17 protein-coding genes and 1 pseudogene are annotated in these 19,886 nt (G+C 46.9%); 11 read left to right on the plus strand and 7 right to left on the minus strand.

Translation table 11 applies throughout. The annotated features are described in order from the left end of the window. Window position 1 precedes the first annotated feature (1 nt). From ACY2RR_RS03330 to ACY2RR_RS03350, 5 genes are all read right to left on the minus strand, one after another. Complete coding sequence (locus tag ACY2RR_RS03330) at window positions 2-2,146, minus strand: GGDEF/EAL domain-containing response regulator (RefSeq protein WP_490106722.1); 2,145 nt, start codon at window positions 2,144-2,146, stop codon at window positions 2-4. Next, window positions 2,139-2,699 (minus strand): chemotaxis protein CheB, encoded by a 561-nt coding sequence (locus ACY2RR_RS03335; RefSeq protein ID WP_490106723.1) that lies wholly within the window; start codon window positions 2,697-2,699, stop codon window positions 2,139-2,141. The genes ACY2RR_RS03330 and ACY2RR_RS03335 overlap by 8 nt, the downstream gene beginning before the upstream one ends. Then, window positions 2,696-3,523 carry a CheR family methyltransferase gene (locus ACY2RR_RS03340; protein ID WP_490106724.1) on the minus strand — a complete coding sequence of 276 codons (828 nt, stop codon included), beginning with the start codon at window positions 3,521-3,523 and terminating at the stop codon, window positions 2,696-2,698. The genes ACY2RR_RS03335 and ACY2RR_RS03340 overlap by 4 nt, the downstream gene beginning before the upstream one ends. Window positions 3,524-3,525: 2 nt before the next feature. Beyond that, window positions 3,526-7,728, minus strand: a complete 4,203-nt coding sequence (locus ACY2RR_RS03345) for a response regulator (protein ID WP_490106725.1) — start codon at window positions 7,726-7,728, stop codon at window positions 3,526-3,528. Between the two features lie 264 nt (window positions 7,729-7,992). Continuing rightward, window positions 7,993-8,208, minus strand: coding sequence for a hypothetical protein (locus ACY2RR_RS03350; protein ID WP_490106726.1), 216 nt, complete (start codon window positions 8,206-8,208; stop codon window positions 7,993-7,995). Window positions 8,209-8,235: 27 nt separating this feature from the next. Here ACY2RR_RS03350 and ACY2RR_RS03355 point away from each other — a divergent pair, with 27 nt between their 5' ends. The 3 genes and pseudogenes from ACY2RR_RS03355 to ACY2RR_RS03365 all read left to right on the plus strand — a co-directional run bounded on the left by ACY2RR_RS03355 (window position 8,236) and on the right by ACY2RR_RS03365 (window position 9,839). Continuing rightward, window positions 8,236-8,643, plus strand: a complete 408-nt coding sequence (locus ACY2RR_RS03355; protein ID WP_490106727.1) for a response regulator — start codon at window positions 8,236-8,238, stop codon at window positions 8,641-8,643. A gap of 116 nt (window positions 8,644-8,759) precedes the next feature. Further along, window positions 8,760-8,933 (plus strand): annotated as a pseudogene (locus ACY2RR_RS03360) (winged helix-turn-helix domain-containing protein); the annotation flags it as partial. Between the two features lie 117 nt (window positions 8,934-9,050). After that, complete coding sequence (locus ACY2RR_RS03365) at window positions 9,051-9,839, plus strand: hypothetical protein (protein ID WP_490106728.1); 789 nt, start codon at window positions 9,051-9,053, stop codon at window positions 9,837-9,839. 65 nt (window positions 9,840-9,904) lie between these two features. Here ACY2RR_RS03365 and ACY2RR_RS03370 read toward each other — a convergent pair whose 3' ends face one another. Then, window positions 9,905-10,345 (minus strand): hypothetical protein, encoded by a 441-nt coding sequence (locus tag ACY2RR_RS03370; RefSeq protein ID WP_490106729.1) that lies wholly within the window; start codon window positions 10,343-10,345, stop codon window positions 9,905-9,907. A 120-nt stretch (window positions 10,346-10,465) separates the two neighbouring features. Between ACY2RR_RS03370 and ACY2RR_RS03375 the strand changes: the two genes are divergently transcribed. Both ACY2RR_RS03375 and ACY2RR_RS03380 read left to right on the plus strand, forming a co-directional pair. Next, window positions 10,466-10,822 (plus strand): GFA family protein, encoded by a 357-nt coding sequence (locus ACY2RR_RS03375; RefSeq protein ID WP_490106730.1) that lies wholly within the window; start codon window positions 10,466-10,468, stop codon window positions 10,820-10,822. 177 nt (window positions 10,823-10,999) lie between these two features. Then, entirely contained in the window at window positions 11,000-11,296 is a 297-nt protein-coding gene (locus tag ACY2RR_RS03380) for a hypothetical protein (protein WP_490106731.1), read from the plus strand. 267 nt (window positions 11,297-11,563) lie between these two features. Here the strand turns inward: ACY2RR_RS03380 and ACY2RR_RS03385 are convergent, their stop codons facing one another. Continuing rightward, window positions 11,564-12,178, minus strand: coding sequence for a DNA-3-methyladenine glycosylase I (locus tag ACY2RR_RS03385; RefSeq protein ID WP_490106732.1), 615 nt, complete (start codon window positions 12,176-12,178; stop codon window positions 11,564-11,566). Window positions 12,179-12,592: 414 nt separating this feature from the next. Between ACY2RR_RS03385 and ACY2RR_RS03390 the strand changes: the two genes are divergently transcribed. From ACY2RR_RS03390 to ACY2RR_RS03415, 6 genes are all read left to right on the plus strand, one after another. After that, complete coding sequence (locus ACY2RR_RS03390; protein ID WP_490106733.1) at window positions 12,593-14,230, plus strand: ABC transporter substrate-binding protein; 1,638 nt, start codon at window positions 12,593-12,595, stop codon at window positions 14,228-14,230. A gap of 62 nt (window positions 14,231-14,292) precedes the next feature. Beyond that, window positions 14,293-15,216: an oligopeptide ABC transporter permease OppB gene (gene oppB / locus ACY2RR_RS03395; protein ID WP_490106734.1), complete on the plus strand. Its 924-nt coding sequence runs from the start codon at window positions 14,293-14,295 to the stop codon at window positions 15,214-15,216. 12 nt (window positions 15,217-15,228) lie between these two features. After that, a complete protein-coding gene (gene oppC / locus ACY2RR_RS03400) occupies window positions 15,229-16,173 on the plus strand; it encodes an oligopeptide ABC transporter permease OppC (protein ID WP_490106735.1) in 945 nt (314 codons plus the stop codon). A 28-nt stretch (window positions 16,174-16,201) separates the two neighbouring features. Continuing rightward, window positions 16,202-17,179 carry an ABC transporter ATP-binding protein gene (locus ACY2RR_RS03405; RefSeq protein ID WP_490106736.1) on the plus strand — a complete coding sequence of 326 codons (978 nt, stop codon included), beginning with the start codon at window positions 16,202-16,204 and terminating at the stop codon, window positions 17,177-17,179. Then, window positions 17,179-18,168, plus strand: coding sequence for a murein tripeptide/oligopeptide ABC transporter ATP binding protein OppF (oppF, locus tag ACY2RR_RS03410; protein ID WP_490106737.1), 990 nt, complete (start codon window positions 17,179-17,181; stop codon window positions 18,166-18,168). Before ACY2RR_RS03405 ends, oppF begins: the two co-directional genes overlap by 1 nt. Before the next feature lie 279 nt (window positions 18,169-18,447). Continuing rightward, the gene (locus ACY2RR_RS03415) at window positions 18,448-19,635 is read left to right on the plus strand and encodes an acetate kinase (protein ID WP_490106738.1); all 1,188 of its coding nucleotides are present in this window, start codon (window positions 18,448-18,450) and stop codon (window positions 19,633-19,635) included. Window positions 19,636-19,886: the final 251 nt, after the last annotated feature.

Consider the following 19,886-nt stretch of genomic DNA (forward strand, 5'->3'; position numbering starts at 1 on the left):
CTCAATGTGGCCGGCTTTCTGAGGTATTCACTTTACTGGCAGAGGTAACAGGTAGCTCAAAAGCCTCATGATCAATTCTGGTAATGCTTTCCGGCCTGCCCATTAACATACCCTGTGCCCGGTCATAACCAAGGCCTTTCAGAAACTCTAATTGCTCGGTTGATTCAACACCCTCTGCCACAACACGAATGCCCATATCATGAGCAAGATCGGTTATAGCTTTGAGAATACCTTCAACGCGAGCATCTTTGCCTATTTCACGGATATAAAGCTGATCCACTTTCACAACATCTACTGGTAACTTACGAAGGTAATTCAGGGCCGATAAACCGCTGCCAAAATTATCCAGCGCAACATGAACGCCCTGTTCTCTCAAAGCGTTTAAAGATGTGATCAACTTGCCCGGCACATCACCGACAATGCGTTCTGAAATTTCCAACTCCAGCTGTGCAGGAACCACACCTTGCTGGGTCATAACCTGCTCAACGATTTGCTGAACATCAGTATCCCTGCACTGGCTTAACGCAAGATTGACTGCGAAAAACACATCGTCTCTTGAGCCATCACTCCCTCTCCAGCTTTTAGCTTCCCGGCAAACATTATCCAGGGTCCAAAGCCCCAGCGGATTCATAAGCCGAAGAGATTCTACCGCTGGCAAGAACTCTTCCGGTACCAATAACTTGCCTTCATACTCCCAGCGCAACTGAGAGGCATACCCAGCAACGGCTCCAGTTTCGAGAGATATCATTGGCTGATACACAAGTCCGAAACTGCCATTCCGTACGGCATCTTTAAGAGCATGCTCCTGCTTCACCCGGCGCTGGCCTTCAGCCTGCATATCTGCGGTGAAGAAGCGATAACCTCTTCTGCCCGCTTTTTTGGCTACGTACATAGCGGTATCCGCGGCCTTAATCAGCTCATTGGCTTCCTTGCCGCAATCCGGCCATGTGGCTACCCCTACACTGGTGCTCGCATGAATTTCCCGGCCAGCAATTTGATGAGGTTTACAGATAGATTCCACAATCTTTTCTGCCACCATTTTCACATCATCAGCACGGGCGACATCGTCCAGCACAATGGCAAACTCATCACCACCAAGACGAGCAATCATATCGCCGTCTCTTACACACTCCCGCAAGCGCGCCGCCACACTGGTCAGCAGGTCATCACCCACATCATGCCCCAGTGTGTCGTTTATCTGTTTGAAATGATCCAGATCGAGGAACATAACAGCCGTCCCTCGTTCCCTGCGCTCACTACGAGCTAATGATGCTGTAAGAAATTCCATGAATAGCGTACGGTTGGCCAGCCCGGTAAGGTTGTCATACTTGGCCATTTTGGTCAGATGCTCTTCCAGCTGCACCCGCTCGGTTATATCCCGAAACACAAGAACTCCACCGGTTATATCTCCTTTCTTATCGTGCATCGGGGAAAGGTTGAACTCTACCGGCTTACTGTCTCCGGCCAGCCGCTTCATCCGGCTGGTCTGCCGGTAAACCGGCTCTGAAGCTGAATCTTTTTTCCAGTTTTGTATGAACTCTTCAACACCAGGATCGTAGAACCAGGGAAAAACCGCTTTATTTTTCAGGTCATCGTCATTCACATCCAGAAGCTCTCTGGCTGCTGGATTAGCAAACTCCACAGTCCCTTCCGGGCTTACTCCAATTATTCCCTCAGCGGCACTGTCTAATAAAAGCTGGTTTTTCTCACTCATCTCGCGCAGGTTGTCAGTCAAGGCTTCCATTTCCAGCCTTTGCTCTTCCAGCTGCAGGAAGACTTTGACCTTGCCCAGCAAGATATCCGGATTCACTGGCTTATAAAGATAATCCACCGCTCCGGATTCATAACCCATGGTGACATGGCGTTCTTCTTTACTGATGGCAGTTACAAAAATAATAGGAATCGCTGCCGTGGCTTTATTCGCTCTCATTAACTGTGCGGTTTCAAAGCCATCCATCACTGGCATCTGCACATCAAGCAGAATCACGGCAAACCGGTTTCGTAAAACCTGAGCCAAAGCCTCTTCGCCAGAGCTGGCTTTCACCACCTCAATGTTCAGAGGTTTTAACAGTTTTCCCATAGCCAGAAGGTTTTCCGGCATATCGTCCACAACCAGAACTTTTGGTAATACGTCCTTGTCACTCATTGGCTAATCCCAGTAATTTTGTTGCAAGGCAATCCAGTTCCATCGCATTGCCAAGATCACTTTTTCCTAATGCCGCCTTCGGCATAACAGAAACTTCTGCTGTTTCCGGATTCTGTACAAAAATCTGTCCACCAGCTTTCCTTATTGCTTCAGCCCCATTGGCCCCATCACGACTGGCCCCGGTAAGCACGACACCTATCGCTTGATCACCAAACGCATCTGCTGCTGTTTCAAAGAGCACATCAAGAGAAGGGCGTGAATAAATCACCGGTTCATCAAGGGACAGCTCAACCGTGCCATCCCGACTCAACAAAAGGTGATAATCCGGTGGAGCAACAATTACGGTACCAGGCTTTATCTGTTCTTTGTCGTCAGCGAAATGTGCGTCCAATGCGATCCGGCTGTCCAGCCAGTCTGCCATCTCGTTAGCAGCCCCCGGCTTGTGATGCTTCACCACAATAACGGGCAGTGAGAAAGAAGCTGGTAAATAGCCAAGCAATTCTGCAAGTGCTTTACTGCCTCCGGCTGAAGCGCCAATAACAACCACCTTCATTCTGCTGAGTCCTTTTTCAGGCGATAAACTTTCCACTCAGCTTCCAGTGGTTCGAAACAATCATAAACAGAAGCAAAACGCAGGGTTTCCCTTGGCCCAAGGCACATAGTCCCCCCAGGAACAAGACTGTCCCGAAACAGCGTTAATACTCTGTCTTGCAGTTCCCGGCTGAAATAGATCAGAACATTGCGACAAAGAATTAAATGCATTTCGCCGAACGACTGATCTGTCACCAGGTTATGGTTAGCAAAGGTAATATGTTTTTGCAGACGCCTATCCATGCGCAATGAATCGTATCTCTGCAGACAGTAGTCAGATAAAGAACCCGGCCCATCACTGTCTTCATAATTGCGCTGCCAGACTTTCATCAACGAAGATTTATAAATCCCCCTACGGGCAACATTTAAAGCCTCTTCGTTGTAATCCGTTGCATATATCTGGCACCTGTCTAACAGTTTTGCCTCTTCCAGCAAAACCGCCATAGACCAGGCTTCCTCCCCTGTCGCACAACCTGCATGCCATATACGAATAAAGGGAAATGTGGCCAGCCAAGGAATGATTGTGTCCCGAAGATATTTAAAAAACAGCGGGTCACGGAACATCTCAGTGACAGGGACAGACAAGCTGCGCAATAAGTCTGCAAAGGCCTGTTCATCATTGACTATTGTCTGTTGCAGACTCTGAACATCACTGATCCCAGACTCCAGGATATGACGCTGAATACGACGATTCAGTGAAGCGGGTGCATAACCACTGAAGTCGTAACCGTATTGATCAGCCATAGCCTGTAGAAGACTGTTGACGTCCTGCCCCGAAGTCGTCATGCCTATTCTCCGGCACCGCTCTGAAGCCAGACTTTGAGCATGCTCACCAGTTTGTCGATATCAACTGGCTTGGTGAGATAATCGGAAGCACCCGCCTGAATACATTTGTCTTTATCATCAGCCATGGCCTTGGCAGTCAGTGCAATAACCGGAAGGTTTTTAAACCGTTCCTGTTCACGAATCTTTCTAGTGGCTTCATAGCCGTCCATCACCGGCATCATGATATCCATCAGAACAATCTCAACATCCGGATTATTTTCCAGTTGCTCCAGTGCTAATTCGCCGTTATCCGCGATAGTGATATCCATTTCAAAACGCTGTAGCGCCTTGGAAAGAGCGAAGGTATTACGCAGGTCATCATCAACCAGCAGCAGCTTGCGACCTTTCAGCTGATCATCACCAGTCATAGGTTTGGCTGCTGGTTTTTTACGTTTTGCGACTGGCTTGGAAACACTGTTCAGGAACAGCGAAACTTCATCCTTTAACCGTTCCTGAGAAGAGGCTTCTCCCTTCACCACCATAGTATCGGATTCACCACCCAGCGCCGTGTAACGCTCACGATCAAGAGTTTCTGAAGTATTGATAATGACCGGCGGTAGGCTTTCTCCATACTCTTTATGTAATGATTCCAATAAAACATCACCGGTTTCATCTGGCAGGTCAAGTTCAAGAATAATACTGGTGAAACTGTTGTTCTTAATTTGTTCTCTGGCCTCTGCAGCTGTAACAACGGTGACGACCTCACACTTACCCGCCATAAACTTATTCACTTGTTTGGCAACATCTGGGTCTGGATCAACAACCAATACCTTTTCAAACTTGGCTGTTTTTTTCAGTTCTCCAAACATCTTTGTGAGTTGCTGAGTACTGACCGGTTTGACCAGATAGTCCACTGCTCCCATTGCTCTCAGCGCATCATCTTCATCACGCCCGGAGATAACGTGAACAGGAATATCTTCCGTCGCTTTCTGCTCTTTAAGGGCTTTGAGGACTTCTTTACCGTCCATATCTGGTAACCCCAAATCCAGTATCACCGCTCTGGGGTGATACTTTAGACTCAGTTCAATCGCTTCCTTGCCCGTTCCTGTCACCAGACAGGAAGCCCCATTCATTTTGGCCAGTCGATAAATCACCCATGCGAACTCAGAATCATCTTCAACCACCAGAACCGGGCGCTCACCATTGAGTTCATAGCGGTCATCATCTGCTTCCTGAGGTTCATCCTGAGCGTCTTCCTGTGTTGTATCCGAAACTGTGGGTTCTGGCGAAGCAGTCGCTTTTGGAGGTTCCGGTGCTTTGTAAGCCGCTTCAGAAGTGAATTCATGCACCTGAGACTCAGTCGCTGAAGATGCTTCGAGCTGAGCAGGCAATAAGAGACTGAAGGTTGCGCCTTTTCCTTCTTCACTGCTTATTCTCATCTCTCCGCCAAGCAGGCGGGACATTTCCCGGGCAATGGATAACCCCAACCCGGTACCACCATATTTTCTACTTGTAGAACCGTCGGCCTGCTGGAAGGCTTCAAAGATGGCGTTCTGTTTCTCTTTAGGAATACCAATACCTGAATCTTCAACCGCCAGACTGATCGCGCCATGTTCACACAGAGCTTCGGTGTTGAAATCTTTACCCGGTGGCAACTGCTCTATATGGAGTTTTATTCCACCCTCTTCCGTAAATTTGAAACCGTTGGAAAGAAGGTTTTTGAGAATCTGCATAACCCGCTGACTGTCTGTTTGCAGATTCACTTCGGTATTCATTTTTCTATGAATTTCAAAGAACAGATTTCTTTCTTTGGCCAGCGGTTTGAACTGGTTATCCATGGATTCAAGGATGGAGTTCAGAGATACAGACTCAATATGAACAGAGAGTTTACCGGCTTCAACTTTTGAGAGATCAAGGATATCGTTAATCAGGTTCAACAGATCGTGTCCAACCTTGTGGATAACCTGCGCTGATTCCTGCTCATCAGTATCCAGATTACCATCCACGTTATCAGCCAGCATTTTGGCCAGAATCAGCATACTGTTTAAAGGTGTGCGTAATTCATGGGACATGTTGGCCAAGAACTCTGATTTGTATTTACTGACCATCTCCATTTCTTGCGCACGCTGCTCAAGCGCTTTTCGGGACTCTTCTATCTCTTTATTCTTTGCTTCAATTTCTTCTTTTTGATGGAACAAAGATTCACTGGTCTCTTCCAGCTCCGCATTGGCACGTTGCAGCTCATCAGACTGCGATTTCAACTCTTCCTCTGATTCTTGAAGAATTTTGGTCTGGTGCTCTAGCTCTTCATTTGCAGTACGCAAATCTTCCTGCTGTTGCTGGAGGGATTCTGTTTGCTGAGTTGTTTTATGCAGCAGTTCCTCAACCCTTTCACGGGTTTGAGAAGAATTAATGGCAATTGCGATACTCTCCATCGCCGCATCTATAAACTCCTGGCTGCGTTCAGACAACTGCCCCTGCAAAGCAAACTCCAATACCGCCATTACCTTGCTTTCATAGATAACCGGGACTGCGTAAACCCGATCTGGCAGTTGACTGCCAAGTCCAGACTCAATAGAGAAATAGTCATCGGGAACGGTAATTGTCAGTGCCTGCCTCTCCAATGCAGCCTGACCGGGAATCCCCTCACCAAGGGCAAAATCATTTCCAGTACGCTTACGGGTTGTGAGTGCAAAACTTCCCATCATCTGCAGACGTCGCTCATCCGCAAGCAGATACATTGCTCCCATAGGGATATTGAGATAGCGACACAGGCAGGTAATAGTATTACGACAAAGATCTGATATTGCCTGCTCCCCACGAAGGGTCTCATTCAGTTTCGCTACACCTTCCTGATGCCAGCTTCGTTCTTCATTATCTGTACTGACCTTACGCAAACGCTCGGTCATCACCTGAAAACTTTTGGAAAGTTCACCTATTTCATTTTTTTGCTGAAGCACTTCTCCATCAACAAAGTTCCCCGAAGCAACCTCATTAACCCATTGGGTGATTTTACGAATAGGATTAACAATGCGCCGGGTGATAATTCCGGCAATAAGAAGAACTAAAAAACTGGTCACGCCAAGAACAAACAAGAGCTGATTACGGAAGGTTGTGGCGGGAGCCATAGCCATTTCATAATCCATCTCTGTAATCAAAAGCATATTTACTCCCGCAACAACCACGTTACGGGAAACGCCCATGACTTTAATATTTTCATTATTTCTGTACACAGAAATATGTGTATCTGTGTGACTGGCTGGATCCAGCTCTGCCTCTTCCAGCTCATGATCAATTGCACCGTACTCGTCATGCATTTCTTCATCGTGAACATGCACGTCTGCATCAAACCTGTCATCTCCATGACCTGGTATATATTCTCCATCTTCAGTGAAATGAGTTTTCCATTCATTTACTGGTTCCAGGTAGAGAGGCGCTTCCGGGAAATTTTTTCCTTCCGGGAAAAAGCGTATCCGCTTGTCTTCACCAACCACATAAGCTTTAACGTGGTTACTCATACCAATGCTTTGATTCAAGATGAAAGACACATCATCTCTGGCCCAAATCTGTGCGGCGATAAAACCGATGGTGTTTTCCCTGTCATCAACCAGAGGGAGTACAAAAAAGCTAACCTTTTCGTCGCCAGCCGGGGGGTAAATTTCCTGATCAGAGTAAAGACGATCATCCTGAGCAATGGCTTCACGCACTGCCTTAGAAAAAACAGTTTCACTCAGGGAGCCCGAAAAAATATTTTCACCGAAGTCACTGTATCGCCCTACTGAATAAACAATATTACCTTCAGCATCTCCGACAAGTACGTCGGAGTAATCGTAGAAACGCATCAAATCAATGAATTCAACGCTGTAGGTATCAACAAGCTGGTAATACCCTTCACTATCCAAAAATTCTTTGGCAGACAGGTTTTGTTCTGTTGTCTTCTCTTTAAAGTCAGTAAGGAAATCAACCGCCTTACCACTGCGGAAATGGATATTCACCACAATATCATCGAAATAATCGCTGATCTGGCGATTCAGCATGAGATTTACTGTGGACAATTCTTCATGACGACTATCCAGAATATTGGTTCGGGCATTGTTGTACTCAATCATTCCAACAATGGAGAGAGGAAGCAGTGAAAGCAGTAAGAACCAGCTGAACAAGGTTCTCGCAAGCCCGATACGAACGCTACCTGTGCTCTTTTTCTCTGAAGATGTATTTACAGACATAACCCGCACTACCCATCTATGAGTTTCAGGTCTTTCCTCTCATTCGCCAGAAAATTGACGGCAATAGTACAACTCATCTCTTGAGAGGAGAGATATCTGAAATTTCATCGGCCGTAATGGGGAGAACTGCACGGGAGGAGGGAAAAACAATAAAAGAATTCAGCTTTGTTCTAACTGACCCACAAGATAACACCCCCTTCTTTAATATCAGGGTAAGCTGCATCCTTATCCCGATACAGCTCCAGAACCGCCCGGGCACGCAAGTCAACAGATAAGCACCATGGCTTTAGCTTGATCTCTGGTTTTAAAACTCTGTCCCCCTTTCCAAACGTAAATTACGCTGACTGGTGTTTTCTTGAAAAAGTTATGTATTCCCATATATGAAAGATTCACGACACCATCAGTATCGACCGAGCCTCGTCCACTTCCCAGAATTCGGGACATCCAGCTTTTATTTCTAACGACGCTATATCTGGACACAACTTCACCATTGCGCATTATGACAATATGGAAAATGCAACACTCAAAGCTCTGATTATCGATCACGAACCCACTGCCAAAAAACTTCTGGCAGATTACATGCGCACTCATGGGTGGGAAGTCACAGAATTATCCAATGATTCCAATATTATCGATTATTTCAAAAACAAACCTGTTGATACTATCTTTCTCGATTTACATCTTCCAGGAATAGATGGGCAAACACTTTGCCAACAACTACGCACCATGAGCAGTTGTGGTGTTATTTTTACAACCTCCTGCGATGACCCTGTTGAACGCATTATCGATCTGGCGAATGGGGCTGACTCTTACTCCCCCCTTCCTTTGAGGGAAATTCTGGTATACGCAAAATCTGTCCGCCAGAATATGGGCAGCCCATCATACAAGTCAGTTCAACTACCAACCGTGCTTTGACAGCTGGCACTTCAGCCGAGATGACTTACTTATAAAAAATGAAAGTGGTGAAAATGTTAATCTCACTCGTAATGAAGCCCGCATTCTGGATTTTATGATTCAACACGCCCTTAAGCCGTGAAAGGCTTGGCAAAACACTGGGGCGAACTGACTGGCATCCTGAGGACAGAGGGATAGATGTTCTGGTCAGTAAACTACGCAACAAACTCAAAAGAATATCCGACAGTAATCAACTAATAAAAACTCAGCATGGTGTTAGTTATGTTTTTTCTCGAATAGTAAGTAGCTGATGTGCTCGACATTTCAGTATCAAGACATATGATAGAAACGGCAAAAAAGACCATCAAAATAAAACCACACAATTTTTATCCCACATAAAATACAAAGAGCAGAACAATAGAAAAACAATGATTAATATTATTGCAGACTCAATTGTGAATCTTGCAGCATGGACTGCTTGGAAGACTTACCCAGCCCCACAAAGTTACCATGAAGACTCTTTGCCGTATGTAGAGGATATTTTGAGTGATATAACAACCGGTTCAATTTTATTATGTAGTGGAACTGCCAAAACAAGCCGATTAATAGCAAGAGCTCATGGTACAGACTTCAGTCATACAGCGATGATAATAAACAAAGATGGAGTACTTTATATCTGGACGGCTGACTCTATCAATATTCTAAAAAATCATTCCAAAAAGCTATATAAGCAACGCTTCGCTGGCGCCCATCTGCTAAAGCTTGAGGATTATCTAGTAAATGTGGATAATTTCTACATATCACCAGACAAAAGTAAATATCGTTTTGCATTAGCAAAACTGGAAACAGAATCTGTTAACGAAGAAAAGCTTCACGCATTAGTAGATAAATACACAGCCACTCCATTCCCAGAAAAAATACCGCAACTTTACAACTGGCTATTAGGACAAATTGGCATAAATTCGGGAATGAAAACAGCCTTTTGCTCTCAACTATTAGCTCATACGTATTGCAGAATGGGATGGATAAAATCAGAGTTCCCTGCAAATCAATTTGGACCAGGTATTTTTGCAAAGACCAATAAGATCAAATTCTACTTGGACAACTCTGTCAAACTTCATAAACCACAATATTTTAGAGTAAAAGCACACACACCCATACGACACAAGACGCATGAAATCACACACAATGCTGACAATCAATCACTTGTTGCGTGAGAGCTACTGTATTATTCGACTTCAAGATCAAGCTACCCTTATAATCTCATGTAAACTGAAGTGGGCTATCCTCTGTAGTTTTTCCCACCATCAAAAAACAATACAAACTGATAGCTAACGATGACAAAAATCAAGAATGTCGCATGTTCCAAGTGCTCAGCCCTATCCCCGAAAATAACATCAAAGACACTGAATATAATAAATGTTATAGCGCCAAGGCTCATTCCAAGATTAAAGAAGTCTTTACTCAGGCTGAGCTTAAAAAGTTGAGTTTTCAACGAAACAATCAAACATAGAGATATCAGGATTTCCCAAATCCCAATTGTGCATAACAGAAAAACCACCCCACTTTCAGGGAGGTTGGCAAAAGAAAAGTACGTCCCGAATTGCTCTGTACGATCTTTGCCATACCATGTGAATACACCCAGATTCGTTCTGTTGAAGAATTTATCCAATCCATTCATCAGCCAGAACAGAGCCCAGTAGATGATAATCAGGTTTTTCATCGAAAGGATGCTGTTTACCGTTTTTATCATTTATTCAATGCCGGCCATTATTATCGGATAGTTTTTCTTTGACTTCTGAAATGATAGTTTCATTTTATAATATAAAGGAGGCAAAAGAGCATGCATACGTATCAGGGTAGCTGTCATTGCGGCAGCGTACGCTTTTCATTTCAGGCACCTGAAGCACTCACCAGCACCATTGAATGCAACTGTTCGATATGCCGCAGGAAGGGCGCAGTAATGACGCCTTTCACGATCGCAAAAAGTGATCTGAAAATTGATGCCGATGAAGGGTCATTAGGTGTTTACCGGTTCAGAACCAAAGTCGCCAAGCATTATTTCTGCAAGAATTGCGGTATCCATACCTACCATGAAACCTTCAGAATACCTGGCTTCTGCAGAGTGAACCTTAATTGTGTAGACGACCTTGATCTGTCAGCCCTGGAAAAGCAGCATTTTGATGGCGCAGCCCTATAGATTCATTATCCGAAAGTCGTAGTTGCTCTTCCGGCAGCTACAGCACCTTTTTTCGCAAGCTGAAGGCCTGTTTCTTCCGTACAACTAAAGTCGTATCGACTAATAGCTTACAGATGAAAAGGAACTTCCTCACTAGGGTTAAAGCATACAGACACAACCACTACGGAGAGTATGACTATGTATGCATTAGCCCAAAGAGCAGGAGCCACTTTCGTCCAAGGCGTTGTTAAAGGTGTAGTAAAGAAAGGGGTTCAAAAAACCACTGAAAACTTAATGCGTGGCAAAGCACAGTATCAAACTGATCTTATTCTCAATGGCAAACAGCCACGCAACCTACCTACAGCGGTGAAGAATGTAGAAATCACATTTGTAGCTCCACAGTCCAAATTTCCTGAGTTTTACTCTCCGATATTGGGCCCGAATAACTCTATAGCTAGCCGCCCTATAGCTAGCCGCCTGATAGCTGTCGCCTGATAGGTTCCAGAAATTAGCTAGCAAACAAACCAATAGCTCCTTTAGGGGCTATTGGTCATCTTATGTTAGGGCGCCGTGTACTTGTGGCAGTTTCCCGTATGATCATTAACCATCCCGGTGGCTTGCATGAAGTGCTTATTGGGCGTTGACCAATAAGCATCCTTGGCACTCTCTAAGGTGACTTTGGGTTCAGAAGAGGTAGTACCTTTCGCACTGCATAAGGCACTACTGGACGATGAGTGGCTAAAGTCCCTTTCTATGCGGCTTTTATGCTACACCGTCTTTCTCAGTAAAGGTTTGGTTGGTGTAATGACGGTGGCAATTTACCGTATGATCTTGCGTCAAGCCGCAGGCTTGCATAAATGCATAACAAATCGTGCTACCAACAAAATTGAACCCTTCTTTTTTCAGAGCTTTACTCATGCGATCCGATATGTCTGTAGACGCAGGCACTTCTGATGGAGAAGCAAAACTGTTATGAATTGTTTTGCCATCCACAAACGACCAGATAAACTCCGAAAAAGATCCATACTTTTCCTGAACCTTCAGAAACGCTTTTGCATTGCGAATCGCACTGTTCACCTTCAGCTTGTTACGAATAATGCCTGCATCCTGCAAAAGTTCTTCTACTTTCTCCGGCCCATATTCAGCCACTTTACGGGGGTCAAAATTGTCGAACACCGTTCTGTAGTGTTCACGCTTTCTTAACACTGTAATCCACGATAGTCCCGCCTGAGCGCCCTCCAAAACCAGGAATTCAAACAACATGTCATCATCCCTACAGGGAACTCCCCACTCGTGGTCATGGTAATCGCGGTAGAGGTCATCACCGTGACACCACCAACATCTTTTCTCATCTGTAATTTTTGTAAATTTACTCACAATACCTTTACCCGAAAACCACTTATCAACAGTAAGTTTTACTTATAATGCCACTACAAAAAGTGAAATCATAAAGCCAAAGACACCCCTGCAAAAAAATACTCTAAAAACAGCTATCTCCTTGATTTCCATCAATATATCACCCTTGAAGAATCCCCTTTACTCCGGATATAGTGACTAATACGTACGCAGAAGTCTGTTTGTTTTTTAACCGCCCCTGTCGGTTATATCTCGAGTAATCAAGCAGTATTCTGTATGCAAATGAGTAAGGATCGCTCACTTCAATAAAACAGAGTGGCAGTAGCGTGAAAGCAGAACTGCTACAGCTGTAGCCAAAAACATCTCACACCTGATTTTTCGGCAGTCACAGACTGTCCATGTGTGGTTATCAGAAATTAACTTATAAGGCGCAGGATGAGAACGAAGAAATTATTAGCCAGCCTTTCGCTGGTTGCAGCGGCAGTAAGTGCAGCAATTCCAACTCAGGCTGCAGAGGTGCCAGCAGGTGTAGAGTTGGCCGAAGTCCAACATCTTGTGCGCAATAACGGCTCAGAACCTGCGTCCCTGGATCCCCAGCGCATTGAAGGCAGCCCAGGTTCTCGTATATCCAAAGACCTGTTTGAAGGGCTGGTATCTCAAGACAGCGTAGGTAATACAATTCCTGCTGGAGCCGTCAGCTGGGAAATTGAAAACAACAACACACTCTTTACTTTTTCACTGCGCAAAGATGCACAATGGTCCGACGGCAAGCCTGTAACAGCTCATGATTATGTATTTGCCTTCCAGCGCGCTGTTGACCCAGCTACTGCGTCTCCCTACTCCTGGTATATGCAAATTCCGGGCATTCAAAATGCTGATGAAGTCATCGCTGGTGAAATGCCACCTACAGAGTTAGGAGTAAAAGCTCTCGATGACCACACATTTCAAGTTACTCTTGAAAAGCCAATTCCTTACTTTGTAAAGATGCTAGCTCATCAAACGACTTTTGCAGCTCCAAGGCATGCTATTGAGAAGTTCGGTGAAAGCTGGACACGACCAGGCAATATGGTCTCTAACGGTGCATATGAATTAAAAGAGTGGGTTGTAAACGAAAAAATCGTTCTTGAACGGAATGAGAACTACTGGAATAACGATAAGACCGTTATCGAACAGGTTACTTGGTTACCCATTCAGTCAGAGAATGCAGAATTAAATCGCTACAAAGCTGGCGAGTTGCATATCACAAACGGAAGCACAGCGATTCCTCTGGCCCACCTGCGTAAACTTCGGAAGGAAATCCCTGACGAAATTAAAGTCAGCCCACAAATTGGCACCTATTACTACGAATTTAACAATGAGAAAGCTCCTTTTGATGATGCCCGTGTAAGAAAAGCACTCTCGTACACGATCAATCGTCACATCATTGCAAATCAGGTTGTAGGTCAGGGAGAAAGGCCAACCTTTACTTTCTCTACTGACAATGTGGTTGCATTTGGAGACCCTAAAGAAGAGTGGTCAACACTTTCCCAAAAAGAACGCATAGCTCAAGCACAAGTGCTTCTCAAAGAGGCCGGTTACGATAAGAGCAACCCGTTAAACGTTACCCTGCTGTATAACACCAGCGACTTCCACAAAAACGTTGCTGTTGCAGTTTCCCAAATGTGGAAAACAGCTCTAGGGGTGAACGTTACTCTAGAGAATCAGGAATGGAAAAGTTTCTTAGAGAGCCGGCGCCATGGCAACTACCAGATTGCTCGAGCAGGCTGGATTGGTGACTACAATGAAGCTTCAACCATGCTCAGCCTTCTAACAACTGAGAACGGTAACAACCATTCAAAATTCAGCAATGCTGAGTATGACCAGTTGATTAACGATGCAATGTCTATTGCAACAGACGAAGAACGTAGTGAGTATTATAAAGATGCAGAGAAGATTCTAGCGTCTGAAATGCCCATTGCTCCTATCTTCCAGTATGTAACTGGTCGTCTGGTTAAATCATTTGTTGGAGGGTATCCCGTGGAAAACCCTGAAGACAATGTCTACGCTCGCGACCTATACATCATCAAGCACTAAAGGCTGGTGAACCTGGCAGCTGCAGCTTAAGGCTGCAGCTGCTTTAAGGACAGACAAAGTTCATGCTGAAATTCATAATCAAACGCTTTGCTATTGCAATACCAACCCTTCTGGTATTGATTACGATCTCCTTCTTTCTCATGCAGGCCGCCCCGGGTAGCCCGTTTACCGGCGAGCGAAATCTCCCTCCGGAAATTCTCAAAAACATCGAAGCCAAGTACAACCTCGACAAACCCGTCTGGCAGCAATACTTCCTCTATCTTGGCAATCTGGCCAAAGGCGACCTCGGCCCCTCTTTCAAATATCGTGATTATACGGTTAACGACCTTCTGGAGCAGAGCTTCCCTGTTTCCCTGAAAATAGGTTCTGTGGCGTTTCTGTTTACTGTGGTGATAGGAATATCCATAGGCACAATAGCGGCGCTTAAACAGAATACGATTCTTGATTACATCATCATGGCGCTGGCGATGACCGGGGTGGTGCTACCGTCATTTGTTATCGCCCCGCTCCTTGTTTTGATATTCGCCATTACCCTGCATTGGCTTCCGGCCGGCGGCTGGAATGGCGGCAGCTGGGAATATATGGTTCTGCCGGTAACAGCGATGGCCATTATGTATATGGCCTCCATTGCCCGTATCCAGCGCAGCAGCATGATCGAAGTGCTGAACAGTAACTACATCCGTACCGCCCGCGCCAAAGGCCTGCCCTGGAAGGTGATCATCACCCGTCACGCTCTGCGCCCTTCCATGCTGCCGGTTGTTTCTTACCTCGGCCCCGCGTTTGTCGGCATCATCACAGGTTCCGTAGTTGTTGAAACCGTGTTCGGCCTGCCAGGTATCGGACAACACTTTGTGAACGGCGCCCTGAACCGTGACTACTCACTGGTACTGGGTCTGACCATTATCATCGGTGCCCTGACCATTCTGTTTACTGCGATTGTCGACATCCTTTATGCGGTAATCGATCCCAAGATCCGTTATCAGTAAGGGAGCAACTTGATGACAACTTTAACCCCCGATGCGGATAAGAAAGCCGCAGTCAGCAAGTTTGCCGATTCTCTTGGCAAAGACGGCCTTGATCATTCCTTGGATGTTGAAGGGCGAAGCCTATGGGCCGATGCCCGGGCTCGTTTCCTGCGAAATAAAGCTGCCGTAACCAGCCTTGTCATCCTCGCCTGTGTGGGTGTTCTGGTTATCGTTGGCCCAATGCTTTCCCCCCACGAGTTTGATGCTATCGACTGGGGCTACATGGCCGCACCGCCCGATATGGAAAGCAGCCACTGGTTTGGTACCGATTCCCTCGGTCGTGACCTGTTTGTCCGCACCCTGATGGGGGGGCGCATCTCCTTTATGGTCGGCATTATGGGCGCGTTGGTTGCGGTACTGATAGGTACTTTGTATGGCGCAACTGCTGGTTATGCCGGTGGTCGTGTCGACAGCACCATGATGCGTATTCTGGAAATTCTCCAATCTTTCCCATTTATGTTTCTGGTTATTCTGCTGGTCACCATGTTTGGTCGCTCGATTATGCTGATCTTCCTCGCCATAGGTGCAGTGTCGTGGCTGGATATGGCTCGTATCGTGCGCGGGCAGACTATCAGCCTGAAGAGCCGTGAGTTTATCGAAGCAGCCCGGGTCTGCGGCACCAAACCACGATCTATTATCCTGCGTCATATCGTGCCCAATGTTCTGGGTATCGTAGTGGTTTACGCATCCCTGCTGGTTCCCAGCATGATTTTGTTTGAGTCCTTCCTGAGTTTCCTTGGTCTGGGTGTACAGGAGCCTATGACCAGTTGGGGCGCTCTGGTAAACGAAGGGGCTCAATCTATGGAAGTTGCCATTTGGCAACTGGCGTTCCCGGTCGCCTTCCTGGTTATCACCCTGTTCTGTTTCAACTACGTGGGTGATGGTTTGCGCGACGCACTTGACCCCAAAGACCGGTAACCCCTAAAGGAACGTGGAAGCCTGATTTATGAGTTTATTAGAAGTCAAAGATCTGCAGGTACACTTCTCCACCCCTGATGGTGACGTGACCGCAGTAAACAATCTGAACTTTTCACTGGAAGCCGGACAAACCCTGGGGATTGTTGGCGAATCCGGTTCCGGTAAGAGCCAGACAGCCTTCTCCATCATGGGTCTGCTGGCAAAAAACGGTCGCACTGGCGGTGAAGCCCTGTTCGAAGGTCAGCAGGTACTGAACCTGCCAGAGCGGGAACTGAACAAAATCCGCGCCGAAAAGATCTCCATGATCTTTCAGGACCCAATGACCTCCCTCAACCCTTACATGAAAGTCGGCACCCAGCTGATGGAAGTGCTGATGCTGCACAAGGGTATGAGTAAGGCTGAAGCCTTTGAAGAATCCGTGCGGATGCTGGACGCGGTAAAAATGCCAGAATCCCGCAAGCGTATGGATATGTACCCCCACGAGTTCTCCGGTGGTATGCGTCAGCGGGTTATGATTGCCATGGCTCTGCTATGCCGTCCCAAGCTGCTGATTGCCGACGAACCAACAACTGCGCTGGACGTAACTGTTCAGGCGCAGATTATGGACCTGTTGAACGACCTAAAACGGGACTTCAACACTGCCATCATCATGATCACCCATGACCTTGGGGTGGTGGCAGGCATCTGTGACAAAGTGCTGGTGATGTACGCCGGCCAGACTATGGAATACGGCACCACTGATGAGATCTTCTACAAGCCAACTCATCCGTACACCATTGGTCTGCTGGAATCTATTCCAACCCTGAAGACCGAAGGTGCGATTCTGCCAACCATTCCTGGCAACCCGCCCAACCTGCTGAGCCTGCCGAAAGGCTGCCCATTCCAGGATCGCTGTTCTCATGTTATGGAGAGCTGTCGTCAACAGATGCCAGAACTGACTCACTTTGGCAACGGCCGCCAGCGCTCCTGCCTGTGGCAGCCTGAAAACCTGACAGGAGAAGCTTAATGAGTAATCAAACACCTCTCCTGCAGGTTCGTGACGTTTGCGTTCACTTCCCGATTCCTGCGGCTCGAGACTGGCCGTGGCAGCCAATCCCAAAAGTAAAAGCCGTTGATGGTGTCAGTTTTGACCTGATGCCTGGCGAGACCCTCGGTGTTGTAGGTGAATCTGGCTGTGGTAAATCCACTCTGGCCCGAGCCCTGATCGGTCTGGTAAAAGCCACCTCCGGTGACATCATGTGGGACGGCAAGAATCTGGCCGGGCTGGATGACGCAGGCTTTCACGACGTACGTCGTGATATGCAGATGATCTTCCAGGATCCACTGGCCTCTCTGAACCCTCGGATGACTATCGGCGATATTATCGCTGAACCTCTGCGCAACTATGAGCCGAACCTCAGCCCCGATGAGGTTAAGAGCCGAGTTCGCCAGATCATGGACCGTGTAGGCCTGCTACCTAACGTAATCAACCGTTATCCTCACGAGTTCTCTGGCGGCCAGTGCCAGCGTGTGGGGATCGCCCGTGCTTTGATTCTCAAGCCCAAGCTGGTTATCTGTGATGAACCGGTGAGTGCTCTGGATGTATCCATTCAGGCTCAGGTAGTGAACCTGCTGAAAGAACTTCAGGATGAGATGGGTTTGGCATTGGTGTTTATCGCCCACGACTTGTCGGTGGTGAAACACATCAGTGATCGTGTATTGGTGATGTACCTTGGTAACGAGGCTGAACTGGCGACAGCAGAGTCCCTCTACGCGAACCCAACTCATCCTTATACTCAGGCTCTGCTTTCCGCTGTTCCTGTGCCCGATCCTGAGCTGGAGCGAACCAAAACCATTCAGCTGCTTGAAGGTGATTTACCATCGCCTATTAACCCGCCTTCTGGCTGTGTGTTCCGTACCCGCTGCCCGAAGGTTCAGGACAGCTGCGCTGAAATCAAGCCAGCCCTGAAAGGCGAAGAGAATCACAAGGTATCCTGCCCTGTTGTGATGCCCTGATCTCTGAATAACTCCTGCGACTCTCAATCTGATGTCGCAGGAACTTCTCTTTTCTTGTCAACCTTCCCAATGCATACGAATAGTCAGCAGCAAGTAAATTTCCGAGACTGCAGTTTCTACGGATTGTCCGGATCAACTTGTGTTGATAATTTGCACATGATTTTTACCGTACTCTGTTCTATTGATCTATGAATCTGGTAAAACACTGGATTCACAACTAGACCTGTCAGTACAAAGTTCACCCAAGCCCCCGGGCAGTTATCAGCGTTGATACGGACCATGAGCAAAGAAAACATTCTCGTTATTAACTGCGGCAGCTCCTCCCTGAAGTTTGCCGTGATTAACCCTAACTCCGGCGAAGAGTTCATCAACGGTATTGCTGAGCGCCTGGGTTCCCCAGAAGCTTTCATCCGCTGGAAGTTCGAAGGAAACAAAGAGCGTGAAGAACTGAATGGCGGCGCACATGACGCAGCTATCGCCGCTCTGTTGTCCATGCTGGCAGACAAAGGCCTGAAGGACGACATCGCAGCAGTTGGTCACCGTGTTGTTCACGGCGGCGAGACTTTCAAAGAGTCCTGCCTGGTAAACGAAGAAGTGATGCAGGCTATCGAGAACTGCTCTCACCTGGCGCCTCTGCACAACCCAGCCAACCTGATTGGTATTAAGGCTGCTGAGAAGCACTTCCCAGGCCTGCCAATGTCTGTGGTATTTGATACTTCGTTCCACCAGACCATGCCTGCTGAAGCGTACACCTACGCTGTACCTTACGAGTTCTACCGTGACCACGGCCTGCGTAAGTACGGCTTCCACGGCACCAGCTACCGTTTCGTAGCCAAGGCTGCCTGTGAAGCTCTGGGTCTGGCTATCGACAACAGCAAGCTGATCATCGCTCACCTGGGTAACGGTGCTTCCGCTGCAGCCGTTCTGAACGGTGAAGGCGTTGACACCACTATGGGCCTGACTCCTCTGGAAGGTCTGGTTATGGGTACCCGTTCCGGTAACGTTGACCCTAACGTCTTCTCCTTCCTGAACAAGACTTACGGCTACTCTCTGGACGAGATCACCGACATCCTGAACAAGAAGTCTGGTCTGCTGGGTATTTCCGAGCTGTCCAACGACTGCCGCGCTATCGAAGAAGCCTGCGCTGAAGGCAACAAGCAAGCTCAACTGGCAATGGACGTATTCTGCTACGTTCTGGCCAAGCAGCTGGCTGGCCTGGCTGTTGCCACTGGCGGTGTTGATGCTCTGGCCTTTACTGGCGGTATCGGCGAAAACTCCGACCTGATCCGTGGCAAGGTTCTGAAAGCTCTGTCCTTCCTGGGCTTCGATCTGGACGACCAGAAGAACCTGGACTGCCGCTTCGGTAACGAAGGCGTGATCACCACAGACTCTTCCAAGGCAACTGCTATCGTTGTTGCTACCAACGAAGAGCTGATGATCGCTAAGGACACTGCTGCCCTGATCTAAACAATTGTTGTTTAGTCACAGCATCCGAAAGCCACGACTAAATTCTTAGTCGTGGCTTTTTTGTGCCTTTTTCTATTGCTTTTCAACTCTTTTTTATAAAAAAACAATTACAAACAAAATCCTTTTAAAACAAAGACTTCTTAACAAAACAGAAATAAAACCGCTTTATTCTTTAAAAAAATTCAATCCTGTAATTTGCTCTTTTTACAGAAAAGCAGAATACTCTAAGTTCATTTTGATCAGGAAAAGCA

This window comes from Parendozoicomonas sp. 2304DJ65-17, assembly GCF_058148445.1.

What these genes read in the sequence shown, in the direction of transcription:
- ACY2RR_RS03405 (WP_490106736.1), top strand. Translation starts at nt 16,202, where the DNA reads ATGAGTTTATTAGAAGTCAAAGATCTGCAGGTACACTTCTCCACCCCT.
- ACY2RR_RS03355 (WP_490106727.1), top strand. Translation starts at nt 8,236, where the DNA reads ATGGAAAATGCAACACTCAAAGCTCTGATTATCGATCACGAACCCACT.
- ACY2RR_RS03375 (WP_490106730.1), top strand. Translation starts at nt 10,466, where the DNA reads ATGCATACGTATCAGGGTAGCTGTCATTGCGGCAGCGTACGCTTTTCA.
- ACY2RR_RS03340 (WP_490106724.1), bottom strand. Translation starts at nt 3,523, where the DNA reads ATGACGACTTCGGGGCAGGACGTCAACAGTCTTCTACAGGCTATGGCT.
- ACY2RR_RS03380 (WP_490106731.1), top strand. Translation starts at nt 11,000, where the DNA reads ATGTATGCATTAGCCCAAAGAGCAGGAGCCACTTTCGTCCAAGGCGTT.
- ACY2RR_RS03335 (WP_490106723.1), bottom strand. Translation starts at nt 2,699, where the DNA reads ATGAAGGTGGTTGTTATTGGCGCTTCAGCCGGAGGCAGTAAAGCACTT.
- ACY2RR_RS03330 (WP_490106722.1), bottom strand. Translation starts at nt 2,146, where the DNA reads ATGAGTGACAAGGACGTATTACCAAAAGTTCTGGTTGTGGACGATATG.
- ACY2RR_RS03415 (WP_490106738.1), top strand. Translation starts at nt 18,448, where the DNA reads ATGAGCAAAGAAAACATTCTCGTTATTAACTGCGGCAGCTCCTCCCTG.
- ACY2RR_RS03365 (WP_490106728.1), top strand. Translation starts at nt 9,051, where the DNA reads ATGATTAATATTATTGCAGACTCAATTGTGAATCTTGCAGCATGGACT.
- oppC (WP_490106735.1), top strand. Translation starts at nt 15,229, where the DNA reads ATGACAACTTTAACCCCCGATGCGGATAAGAAAGCCGCAGTCAGCAAG.
- ACY2RR_RS03390 (WP_490106733.1), top strand. Translation starts at nt 12,593, where the DNA reads ATGAGAACGAAGAAATTATTAGCCAGCCTTTCGCTGGTTGCAGCGGCA.
- oppF (WP_490106737.1), top strand. Translation starts at nt 17,179, where the DNA reads ATGAGTAATCAAACACCTCTCCTGCAGGTTCGTGACGTTTGCGTTCAC.
- ACY2RR_RS03345 (WP_490106725.1), bottom strand. Translation starts at nt 7,728, where the DNA reads ATGTCTGTAAATACATCTTCAGAGAAAAAGAGCACAGGTAGCGTTCGT.
- ACY2RR_RS03370 (WP_490106729.1), bottom strand. Translation starts at nt 10,345, where the DNA reads ATGAAAAACCTGATTATCATCTACTGGGCTCTGTTCTGGCTGATGAAT.
- oppB (WP_490106734.1), top strand. Translation starts at nt 14,293, where the DNA reads ATGCTGAAATTCATAATCAAACGCTTTGCTATTGCAATACCAACCCTT.